The 8,753-nt window shown below is 49.4% G+C and carries 9 protein-coding genes; 4 read left to right on the top strand and 5 right to left on the bottom strand.

Translation table 11 applies throughout. The annotated features are described in order from the left end of the window. Window positions 1-227: 227 nt before the first annotated feature. Together ACFSUC_RS09830 and ACFSUC_RS09835 are read right to left on the bottom strand one after the other, a co-directional pair. Complete coding sequence (locus ACFSUC_RS09830) at window positions 228-1,136, bottom strand: DUF1206 domain-containing protein (protein ID WP_379929382.1); 909 nt, start codon at window positions 1,134-1,136, stop codon at window positions 228-230. A gap of 336 nt (window positions 1,137-1,472) precedes the next feature. Then, the gene (locus ACFSUC_RS09835; protein ID WP_379929383.1) at window positions 1,473-1,898 is read right to left on the bottom strand and encodes a VOC family protein; all 426 of its coding nucleotides are present in this window, start codon (window positions 1,896-1,898) and stop codon (window positions 1,473-1,475) included. Between the two features lie 179 nt (window positions 1,899-2,077). On the opposite strand from ACFSUC_RS09835, the gene rluF reads away from it, so the two are divergent. Beyond that, window positions 2,078-2,806 carry a 23S rRNA pseudouridine(2604) synthase RluF gene (gene rluF / locus ACFSUC_RS09840; protein ID WP_379929384.1) on the top strand — a complete coding sequence of 243 codons (729 nt, stop codon included), beginning with the start codon at window positions 2,078-2,080 and terminating at the stop codon, window positions 2,804-2,806. Here the strand turns inward: rluF and ACFSUC_RS09845 are convergent, their stop codons facing one another. Next, window positions 2,807-3,175: a VOC family protein gene (locus ACFSUC_RS09845; protein WP_379929385.1), complete on the bottom strand. Its 369-nt coding sequence runs from the start codon at window positions 3,173-3,175 to the stop codon at window positions 2,807-2,809. Between the two features lie 47 nt (window positions 3,176-3,222). After that, window positions 3,223-4,080, bottom strand: a complete 858-nt coding sequence (locus ACFSUC_RS09850) for a DUF6597 domain-containing transcriptional factor (RefSeq protein ID WP_379929386.1) — start codon at window positions 4,078-4,080, stop codon at window positions 3,223-3,225. A 116-nt stretch (window positions 4,081-4,196) separates the two neighbouring features. Here ACFSUC_RS09850 and ACFSUC_RS09855 point away from each other — a divergent pair, with 116 nt between their 5' ends. The 3 genes from ACFSUC_RS09855 (at window position 4,197) to ACFSUC_RS09865 (ending at window position 7,899) form a co-directional block, all read left to right on the top strand. Continuing rightward, the gene (locus ACFSUC_RS09855; RefSeq protein ID WP_379929387.1) at window positions 4,197-5,210 is read left to right on the top strand and encodes a DUF3231 family protein; all 1,014 of its coding nucleotides are present in this window, start codon (window positions 4,197-4,199) and stop codon (window positions 5,208-5,210) included. A 137-nt stretch (window positions 5,211-5,347) separates the two neighbouring features. Continuing rightward, window positions 5,348-6,580, top strand: a complete 1,233-nt coding sequence (locus ACFSUC_RS09860) for an aminopeptidase (protein WP_379929388.1) — start codon at window positions 5,348-5,350, stop codon at window positions 6,578-6,580. Between the two features lie 575 nt (window positions 6,581-7,155). Continuing rightward, window positions 7,156-7,899, top strand: a complete 744-nt coding sequence (locus ACFSUC_RS09865; RefSeq protein ID WP_379929389.1) for a hypothetical protein — start codon at window positions 7,156-7,158, stop codon at window positions 7,897-7,899. Window positions 7,900-8,320: 421 nt separating this feature from the next. On the opposite strand, the gene ACFSUC_RS09870 is transcribed toward ACFSUC_RS09865, so the two are convergent. Further along, window positions 8,321-8,572, bottom strand: coding sequence for a hypothetical protein (locus tag ACFSUC_RS09870; RefSeq protein WP_379929390.1), 252 nt, complete (start codon window positions 8,570-8,572; stop codon window positions 8,321-8,323). Window positions 8,573-8,753 lie beyond the last annotated feature (181 nt).

Here is an 8,753-nt window from a genome sequence, read left to right on the forward strand (position 1 = left end):
AAAATGTCTCCGATGACGTACCGCCAAATGCTCGCAAATGCAGCATAAAATGGACTCCGTGATTGACGGAGCCCAATGAATACAGTTTTATTATTTTATCTGTCTACTTGACGGGGAGCAGTTCAAAGACGGCAGGCCATTCAGATATATATCTAACAACTCCAGGCTTTAATAGGTATGATATTCGAACCAGGATTCTTGAATCATGGATATTAAAAAGACGTCTTCTATGACTTCCACGCTGATCCAACAGGCTTGCGGTATATCCCAAGCGCCAGCATGTACAAGCCATAAGCAACCAAGCCTGCAGCGGTGAAGATCAGCAGCCAGGTTCCAAAAGGCTGCTGGGCCAGTTTGGCTAGCACCTCATCTATTCCTTTCGTTTCATTCGGATTCGAACGGATAGCAGTACGGAGCAAAAAGTATCCCATAAGTCCAAAAACCAGTCCCCGAGCCGCTACGCCCAGCTTTGCCATCCCGGTGATCATCTTCACTTTTTGCGGATGCACGCTGGCCTTGATCTCATCGGTTAGGGAATGTCGGAAGGATTTCACGAATTGAGCAATCCCGAATCCGATCAAGATTACACCCACAAGACCGACCAGAACCGCCCCAAATGGTTGTTCCAGCAGCTTGGCTGTCGTACCCTGCTCATTGCTCTCTCCCCGCTGGGAAGCCTGTACAACCATCCGCAATGCCTGGAAGGAGAGCCCGAGATAGATGATCCCGCTAATCAAAAAGCCCAGTCGCTGCAACCATCTCTTCCCGTCACTGTTCACACGGTCAGGGTCCCAGATCGCTTGCACCACTCTCCATACTGTCATGCCAACAAGCCCAATCGCAATGGCTGTCAGTAATATACTCCCAAAGGGCTGGGCTGCAATCGCTGCAAGCGCCCCTTTCGTATCCTTCATATCTGTGCCATAGCCCACCGCAGCCATTATGGCAATGATTCCAATCATGGCGTATACGATGCCCTTGGCTCCATACCCGATTCTCGCACAGACCTCCACCCATTTCTTGACCTCTTTCATACTCGCTCCTCCATTGTATGGTTTTGTGGCCGCCTGTCTCCACGTGACAACCTGTTTGCCAGCCGTCATGACTGATCCGCTTCCGAATTGTACAAGCAGCATGATCATACATACCCTGACTGTGTATTCTATAATCAACAGGGACAACACCGCCGAGTCAACAATGGACTGCCTAATGCTTCGAACAATGAGGAGACACGTCAAAAATGCCTTTGACGGGCAAGCCGGAATGTAACATGTCTTAACATGTCTCAACATGTGTTAGCATGTCTTAACATGTGTTAGCATGTCTTAACATGTGTTAGCATGTCCCCGTTTCCATCAAAGGCATTTTACTTGAACATTCATCTTTCGTCTTTCATCTTTCGTCTTTCATATTTGACTATGAACTTTATTCATGTCTATTCCTGTTACGGATTCTCCGTCCAAATCAGGCCATCAGTTCACTTTCGATTCCTTCTTGGTATAGTTCAGATCCCAAATGATCCCGAATTTATCTTTCACCTTGGCGAATTTGGCTCCCCAGAACGTATCTTGGAGCTCCATCAATACGGAGCCTTCCGCCTTCAGCTTTTCATACATGTCCTCAATCTCTTCATCATTGTGCAGTTCCAGCGCAAGTGAAATATGGTTGCCAATCTCTACGTTCTGACCGAGAAATGCATCGGACATCATCAGCAGCAGCTCTCCACTTCTCATTCTGGCATGCATAATGAGCTCATCCGCTTGGGGAGGCGTTGGAAAATCGGCTTCTCCAAACGTCTGGATGCCTTCGATTTCTCCATTGAAAATTTCCTTGTAAAACATCAAGGCTTCTCTGGCATTTCCTTTGAACGTCAAATACGGTGTCGCTTGCTGCTTCATTTTCAACCCACTCCTCATCATTTCTTCGTTCAATCTAACTATAGTATATCTGAACCGTGAATTCAAAATACAGCAGCAGAAAATCTATTCAGACGGTCTGGCCAATATCATGGACTAAACGAATCTGGGCAATCATGTTAGAATAAGAGCGGGCCCAAGTTCGAAAGGTGGTAAGGCATTTGCGAATTAACAAATACATTAGTGAAACCGGGATTGCGTCCCGGCGGAAGGTCGATCAGTGGGTACAGGACAAGCGCGTAACTATAAACGGGGTGTTGGCTGAGCTTGGCAGCCAGGTCGAAGACGGAGACGACGTGCGGGTGGACGGCAAACCTGTCAAATCCCGTCCCAAACAGGTCTACATCGCCCTTAACAAGCCTGTGGGCATCACATCCACCACAGAGCGTCATGTGAAGGACAACATCGTGGATTTTGTCAATCATCCTCAGCGGATCTTCCCGATTGGTCGACTGGACAAGGATTCGGATGGACTCATTCTGCTGACCAACGATGGAGACATCGTGAACCGTATTCTTCGCGCTGAAAATGCACATGAAAAAGAATACATCGTGACCGTGAACAAGCCCATCGTCTCTTCCTTTATCCAATCCCTCTCCAGCGGTGTTCGCATTCTCGGCACGAAAACTCTGCCATGCAAAGTGACCCAAGTTTCGGAGAGAGTCTTCAAGATTATTTTGACACAGGGATTAAACCGTCAAATCCGCCGAATGTGCAGTGCCCTCGGCTACAACGTTCGTCGTCTTCAGCGCATCCGCATTATGAACATCAGCCTGCAGGGACTGCAAGTGGGCCAGTGGCGGGATCTGACGGAGAACGAACGACAGACCCTGTTCAAAAGCTTGAGCTATGATCCAGCCAAGCCCGATCCTCATCCGCCCTCCTCGTAATCAGGAGGGTTGTCTCAATACAAATTCGTGCCCGTCTTCATCCTGGAACTGTACAAAAGTTCCCCACTGCATTGCTTTTGGCTCCCCTTTAAATACCACGCCATTTTGTTTCATTGTTGTATACGTTACCTGAATATTCTCACAATCAAAAACGAGTGAGGCATTTTTCGATTCCACGTCCTCCATCATACCTTCCGGATAAATCACCAGACAGGTCTCCGCTTGGGGCGGCGCCACTTCCAGCCAGTACATCCCTGGCCCCATCGGATGCTCCGCCTTCACTTCGAATCCAGCCTTCTCTGTCCAGAATGCCTTCGCTTTCTGTTGATCCTTCACGTATACAGCTACCGTTGCGATTCGGTTAATCATTCATCCTCTCACCTTTCACTTCGATTTCACTATCGACTGTGAGCATATCAGATCGGTGACGAATCATCTTGTAAAAAAGCGACATGGTTGTCCTTTTTGCGAAAGGAAGAGATCATCCCGGTCAGCCATTCCTTGTACGCGAGCGGCGTCAAACCGAGACATTCCTTGAAGTCCTTGGAGAAATGCGCATAATCATAGTATCCAAACTCATGCATGCAATCATGCAAGTCGATAGAGGGTTCTCGGAAAATTCGCATTCGCACCTGATTGAAACGTGCCACCATCCTTAATTTCTTGGGCGTCAGCGCCGTCCATTGCGCGCACTTTCGTTCAAAGTGACGAACGGAATAGCCACTGCTTCGACCCATCGCCTGTCCATCCTTCACTAGTGGATCCTCATACATGGCAGACAAGCTGGCCAGCATCCCTGCTTCCGATGACTGTAGAGGCGGCCTATCCGCCAACACCTGGAGCAGACGAGTTTGCAGACATGCAAATGCCTCTTCCACTTCTGCCTCGGCCAGCTTCGCTTCGCATTCCTTCACTTGCATATTTCGGTTCAACTCTTCCTGCTCGTCCATCGGGAAACAGACGTCCTTCAGATCCTGCACCTGCATCTGAAAGAGCAACGCCAGTCCCCATGGCTTCATACGCACTCCGAACAACCGTACTCGGCCGGTGGCCTGCAGGCCGTGCCAGCGGGTCAAAGACCCTATTACGAAGGCACGCGGAAGCCGTTGTCCCTGATACACATAAGCATGCCCATAGTGAAAAATGAGCTCGAAGCACCCGTCAGGCCATAACCGCTCCCCTTCTGCCTCCGCTGTATACGTACGGTCCAGATGCCATAAGCACTGGATATAGGGCTGCAAGTCAGCGACAGGCTGCCTTTCTTCATATCGCATGCGAGTTCCCCTTCCTCCTGCTTGCTTCTATGTCATGAGGATGAATGAGTATTCTCAATCATCCCTGGTTATACTTTGTGAGAGTATATTTGTTTGAAAAAGGAGAGGAAGCAATCATGCCTGCTCACCCCAACGAACCATCCCTCGTCTCATCCGAAATTGGAAACCTGTGGATGACCTATCAGGAAAAAACGATGATCCTGCGTTTCATTGAATATTTTCTGGCCCATGTCACGGACGATACGTTCCACTCCATTTTAGAAGATCTCTATGCACAATCCCAGCAAGCGGTCGAGACCATCACCCTGATCATGGAAAAGGAAAAGGCGGCCATTCCTGTTGGTTTCAAACCGCACGATGTGAATGAAGGTACACCGCGACTGTGGGATGAATTGTATGATCCCATGTTTTTGCATATGATGAGCAAAATTGAAATCAATTTGTTTGCCATGTACGTGACGATGTCATATCGCCAGGACATCCGTCAGCTGTATCAACAGCTCACCATTCAATCCCAGCACATATTTGACCGTCTCTCGACCTTCTTGCTTGAAAAAGGGGTGCTCGTTAAACCACCGATGGTCACCATGCCGAAGGAAGTCAACTTTGTCCATGAACTGGATTACTTGTCCGGCTATCATCTCTTTGGCGAATCCAGATCGCTCAACACCATCGAAGTCTCCCTGATTCATCATGCTATTGAGACCAACTTAATCGGGATGCAGCTGATGATTGGCTTTGCCCAGGTCGCCAACAACAATAAAGTACGTGAATATTTCATAAAGGGCATGAAGCTGTCCAAGGATGTGGAAACCTCTCTCGGTGAATTCCTGAGACAGGATTATATTGAACCGCCGGCTACGCATGCGGGCAAAGCCACCCATTCCAAAATTGCGCCGTTCTCCGACAAAATGATGATGTACCTGACCAGCCTGCTGGCTACATTTGGTCTGGGCAGCAACGCACTGGGCAGTGCATTCAGCTTGCGCAGTGATCTCCCCGTCACCATGACACGTTTGGCAAGCAAAATTCTCTCTTTTGTCAAAGAAGGCGGAGAAATCATGATCCAGAATGGCTGGATGGAAGAACCTCCCCAGATCGAAGATCGCCGCCAGCTGACCAAAGCTTGAATGTTCACTCCTTCCTGGGGCACGCTGTGAACTGCGCCATTCCATTTTTTTCTCTGGATGTGATACGATTTAGGCAATGACTCACTGGTTATAGACAGTAGTGAGCAGGTTCACGTTTATTGAAGGAGGAATTTAATATGCCTGATTTTCATACTCATTTGGAGAAATACGCCGCATTGGCTGTGGAGGTCGGTGTCAATGTCCAGCCAGGACAAACACTGGTCGTATCTGCTCCCCTCTCCGCTGCTCCTTTTGTCAGACTGGTGACCAAAAAAGCCTACAGCGTAGGAGCAAAGCATGTCCATGTAGAATGGTTGGATGATGAGATTACCAGAACCAAATACGAGATGGCGCCAGATGAAGCCTTTCATGAATATCCCATGTGGCGAGCGAGAGGATGGGAAGAAATGGCCGAGAACAATGCAGCCTTTCTCTCTGTCACAGCCTCCAACCCTGATCTCTTAAAAGGCATTGACCCGGAACGGATCTCCAATGCGAACAAAGCGGCAGGACGCGCACTTGAAACGTGGCGCAGCTACATGATGGCCGACAAGGTCAGCTGGTCCATCGTAGCGGTGCCTTCTCCTGCCTGGGCAGCCAAGGTATTCCCGGACAAACCGGAATCCGAACAGGTAGATGCCCTGTGGGATGCCATCTTCTCCGCGACACGCGTATATATGGACAGCCCGGTGGAAGCCTGGAAAACGCATACTCAAAGCCTCGATGAGAAAGCAGATTATCTGAACAAGAAGAAATTCAAGAAACTGCATTATCAGGGCACCGGCACGGACTTGACGATTGAGCTCCCGTCTAATCACACATGGGTTAGCGCCGGCAGCACGAATGCGGCTGGAAATCTATTTATGGCCAATATGCCAACCGAAGAGGTATTTACAGCCCCGCTCAAAGAAGGCGTCAACGGCACCGTCCGCAGTACAAAGCCACTCAGCTACGGTGGTACCTTGATCAAGGATTTCTCCTTCACCTTTCAAGACGGAAAAGTCGTGGATATGGAAGCGGCGGAAGGTCTGGATGTGCTCAAGCGACTGCTTGAAATGGATGAAGGCGCTCCCTACCTGGGAGAGGTTGCGCTCGTCCCTCATCGCTCTCCGATTTCAGATACAAATCTGATCTTTTACAATACCTTGTTCGACGAAAATGCCTCTAGCCATATCGCATTGGGCAAAGCATACCCATTCTGTCTGGAAGGCGGCAAGGACATGTCTGCGGAGGAAGTCAAGCAGAGCGGTCTGAACAACAGCATCGTCCATGTAGACTTTATGATCGGATCTGCAAATATGAATATTGACGGAGAACTGGAAGACGGCACGAAAGAACCACTGTTCCGGGACGGAAACTGGGCGATTTAATCGTATTGCTTCCAATCCAGCCACCTTAATAAGCCTGAGCCTGTGAGAAGGAATCCCTTGTCATCACGGCTCAGGCTTATTTAATTGAGAGACAGCATTCCCATTTGCTACGCTTGTATTACATCTATTTATCTATCTATCCATCTCCATGTATGTCTCATTCTATTTATGTTTTCTCCATTTTCGATTTCATTTCTCTGCTTTGTTTCTCTTTTTTTAGCTCTTCTGATTTTCTCTTTCTTTGCTTCACTTCTTGTTGCAGCTCTTCTGATTTTCTCTTTCATTTTATTAGTCTATGTTTTTGTTTCTGCCATCTCTTACTATGTTTCTGTGTCTTCGATTTACTTTTTCATTTCTGTGTCTTCGATTCTCTTTCTTCATTTCTGTTTCTTCATTTCTGTTTCTTCCTCTTTTTGTTACTTCAATACTGTTTTCTATTTCTCTGTTCTCATCTGATTATCTGCTCTGCACCGTTGGCTGTCTCTCTCTCCTTCTGTCCAGCCGCACCTGTCTATACAAGCTGTATGCGCTATACATATGATAGTGCATACTCACAGAGAGGAGTTACACCTAGGATGAAAAATCTGGGCGGAGGACGCAAGATCATGGTTGTCGTACAATGCGATGGCATATTCAAGCGACGATATAAACGAAAATGGAAAGCAAGACATGTCAAATGCAAGGTTGGGCCACAGGGGCCGAGAGGACCCCAAGGCGCAAGGGGTCCTGAGGGCTCGAATGGCTCACAGGGACCCCGCGGACCAGCGGGGCGAAGAGGAGCGCGCGGGTTTACCGGTGCAACCGGACCCACCGGATCGCAAGGACCGCAAGGATTGCCAGGCCCTCCCCTCAACTCGACCTTGCTCGTCACCTATAGTACAACCGATCGCGCAGACATCATTCCAAACGGCATATTGCCCTATACGACGATAAACCCGAGCGGCACCGCGGGTACCGACATGGCCATTGTTCCCGCTACCGGCACCTTTACCTTCAACACAGCAGGGAAATATCTGTTCTACTGGTCTTTCAACTTGCAAAATGCCAGTGCAGATCCTGCCAGCATCATTGTCACGCTCTTCAAAAACGATGATCAGCAAGCTCTGTCCGGCGTACCCAATATAGACGGATTTGCAACGACCGTCGTGAACGGGAGCATCGCCGTCGATGTGGAACTTCCCGATACCGTCACCCTTCGCAATCAGTCCAGCACACCTCAGCAAGGAACGGTTGGCGTTACCGTTAGTCCTGCTCTCACTTCTGAAAATCCTCCCCTGAATGCCATCGGTGCCTGGGTAAATGTCATCCGGGTCGGTTAACCCCATCCTTTCATCAGAGGCACCTCGCAGTATCCCACTACCACGAACGGAGAGGAGTGTCACACATGACACAGCGAACAGACAAACAACGTAAAGAGCGTCATGGATGGTCCGCCACTTGCAGTTTTCGATCAGAACGTCTTCGATCGCAAGGACATCGAAGATCTTGTAAAAAACACAGGTTGTGCAAACCCGGACCTCGGGGCCCAAGGGGATGTCCGGGACCACCAGGACCCACAGGAGCGAGCGGACTGCAAGGGCCAAGGGGACCAGCAGGGAGCCGTGGACCAAATGGTGCAAGAGGCGCTACAGGACCGGCAGGACCCCAAGGTGCACAAGGACCGCCGGGACCGGGATTTGATTCCTTGCTGCTGGTTGTCTATTCCAGCCGCGCACCGAGAAATATTAATGCAGAGGCCAATTATACGTATACGGCGATCAATCCGAACGCCACCGCAGCCAACGACATCACCGCCAATCCGGCCACTGGCGAGTTTCGGGTCAACACAGCAGGGAGATACTTGTTCAACTGGGCCTTTAATGTATCGCCGGCAAGCGGCATAACCGCAAGTACAGCGGCTACCTTATTTCGAAATGAGGACCCCCTTGCCACCTCCAGCGTGCCGAGCATCACTTCCGGCGAAATCGGAGTTCCAGTCGGCAGTATTGCCACTGAAGGAGCCACCGGCGATATTTTCACATTGCGAAATCAGTCTGCTGATGCAAACGTGAACTGCTCCCCGTCAAGTAGACAGATAAAATAATAAAACTGTATTCATTGGGCTCCGTCAATCACGGAGTCCATTTTATGCTGCATTTGCGAGCATTTGGCGGTACGTCATCGGAGACATTTT

This window comes from Marinicrinis sediminis (genome assembly GCF_042685085.1).
Lineage (GTDB): Bacteria > Bacillota > Bacilli > Paenibacillales > KCTC-33676 > Marinicrinis > Marinicrinis sediminis.